Annotated in this window: 2 protein-coding genes; both read right to left on the reverse strand. The window is 36.5% G+C overall.

All coding sequences use genetic code 11. From position 1 onward, the window contains the following. Positions 1–1943 (reverse strand): DUF6990 domain-containing protein (locus ACFIQE_RS09575; RefSeq protein WP_375707629.1); only part of this gene is annotated, 1943 nt, incomplete at its 3' end. A 6-nt stretch (positions 1944–1949) separates the two neighbouring features. Continuing rightward, a complete protein-coding gene (locus ACFIQE_RS09580; protein ID WP_183194745.1) occupies positions 1950–2303 on the reverse strand; it encodes a hypothetical protein in 354 nt (117 codons plus the stop codon). Positions 2304–2456: the final 153 nt, after the last annotated feature.

A 2456-nucleotide genomic window follows, 5' to 3' on the forward strand; every position in this document is an offset into this window, starting at 1 on the left:
ATTTTCTCAGTTGACCAACCTAAGCTTTTCAAAAGTGCATGAGCACTTTCCATGGTGAGACGATCATCAGTGTCATCCACTTCCTCTGCCACTTCAACAGAAGTTGTTTTAGAAGCAACAGATGCTATTTGCGGATCCAAGCTCAAAATCGGTGCATTTTTCGGAAAACCTGCTCGATAACCCCGTGCAAGAGTGAGGAGATTATCAATTCTATATTTTGAGATTTCTTCCACAAAACCTAAAGGATTTCCTTTTCTAAAATTCTCCTTGTAAGATTTGAGCTTTTCAATATCCCCAATCAAAACAAGCGCAATAAGGTGACGCGCTACAAGATCAAGTTCACTGTCTGGGGAAAAAGCCGCATAATCATAAATGATTTGATTGACATTTTGCCGATCTGCCCATTCAAGTATATCTGTACAAATCTCCTTTAGCTTGCCTTCATCCAATTCAGTAGTAGAAACTGTATAAAATTCTTCTGCTTCTTTGAGGGCTATATATTGAGGCATATTATAGAAAATCTCTCTATGAGCAGTGGAAAAACCAAGTGTTGAAAGGGAAGCCTTAAACGCAACAATCGACTCTTCTCCATCACTTTGAAGGCTGCACATTATATTGATTATACGGTCTTTACTTACAAAATAAGCATTGCGATTGTAGTTTTTATCACGATAAACTGTCCAACCCATTTCTTTTAATTGCTCTGTAACTTTATTGAAAGTAATCAAAACTTGTGGACTGAGATGTGCTTCTGCTGACTCTCTCTCATGAAGAATTTTCAGATGTTTTTCAGAAAATTCAACGGCATGGTTAACATATTTTTCTACGTCATTATCATCCAAATGTTCAGAAATCGTACCAGCTTCCAGAAAATTTTGATAAGATTTCAGGATATCAATTCGACCTGTTAACGCTAAACAAGCCAAATGCCAGATTATGTCTATATTGTAGCTATATTTTTGAACAAGTGTTTTGCTTTCGATCGATGCTTGTAAATCTTGGGCGCGTGCCCACTGTATTATCCGCTCAGAGATTTTTGTTAACTCTTGCTCATTCAATTCCTCTACACAAATATCAATTTCCTTGCCAAAACCACTAAAAAAACCTCCTCCAATCGTGTTAAAAGACTTATAAATATCCGTAGGTCGTATCCAATTATATTCTCTCCTATAGTGAATATATTTGCAAGCTACAGAAATCTCTTCATTAGATATTTCAGCTTCAAGACGAACATTGTAATTATCATGAAGACGTATAAAGCCAAAATCAAATTGAATAAAACGGTCTGGCAAAGAGAGAAACATTCTCTCAGGTTCCATAGCAATCCATCCTCGCGTTTTGAGGATGCGACTTGCTGCGATGAGATTTATCGAGCGCTGTTTTGGCTTCTTGCGCGTTAGAATATCGTCTAATTCCCCATTTTTATAGACCTGTGCAAAAAGAAGCAAGCGTTCATTCCACGTCATTATTTTATAATCAGAAAATTCTGATACGTTTATTTTGGGCGTAGACTCATAACTCCTTAAAGCTTCTATCTCGCCGAGAAGAGCCTTTGCAACAAGAGAATGATTAGCAGCTTCTTCATGTAATTTTTTTTCAATATCTTGTGCTTGCGCCCAAGTAATGACTTTGTTTAAAGCAGATTCAATATGACTTTCTGAAAGATCCGGTACCGTAACCCCGAAATCACCTATTTCTGGATAGAGTATATATCCATACCGTGACTTTTGCCCCCTAGAATATTCACAAGCAAGACTATAAGAAGCAGTTGTGAGGCTAGCTAATAACCAAAATTTTTCACCATCCGTTTCATGTTTCACACCATAGCTCAAATCCACAATGCGATCCGGAAGATAATAATAGGCAAATGTATCGCCTACTTCATCACGATAGAGCTCACAGCCCAGACTTTTTAATATTTCTGCTGCATCTTTAGTTTGCATAATGTTTCACTCTTCTCCAACCGCCGGATAACAGCTAACTGTATAAGGAATTATTCTATTCCACTCTTTGTTTATTTGATTTTCACTCCAATTGTCTCTAAACTCTTTCAGAAGCTCTGCATCTCCTTCAAATTTTTTCAAATCTTCTTGGTATTTATTAAGCTGTTCCTTATTTTCGCCCAGATAGCGTTTCATAATTTTCCCAAAAGGTTTTGCATCTCCTGTTTTATACGCTATTTCAAAATCTTTTTGACATTCTGTTAATTGAAAATTACCAGTTTTTATATCAATAACTTTTAATACACCTTTCTCCACATAAATAATATCAGGGCGATGTATTTTTTTTAACGAAAAGTTCATAGATTATTCTCCATAAGTCGCAGTTTATTCACGCTAATACTGTTCTACCACTGTAAATAATAGTTGATCTTTCGTCTCCCAGCCAAGCGTTTTTAAAATCTCTGTCACGTCTTTAGTTCGCATCGCTATTCACTTTCATTCAAAAAGTCCTGG

Origin of the sequence: Bartonella sp. AA1HLJMS, from assembly GCF_042197445.1 — a bacterium.
In the GTDB taxonomy this organism is placed as follows: Bacteria; Pseudomonadota; Alphaproteobacteria; order Rhizobiales; family Rhizobiaceae; genus Bartonella.

Bases quoted from the DNA above. Each gene is read 5' to 3' on its own strand.
- ACFIQE_RS09580 (WP_183194745.1), bottom strand. From the start codon at position 2,303: ATGAACTTTTCGTTAAAAAAAATACATCGCCCTGATATTATTTATGTG.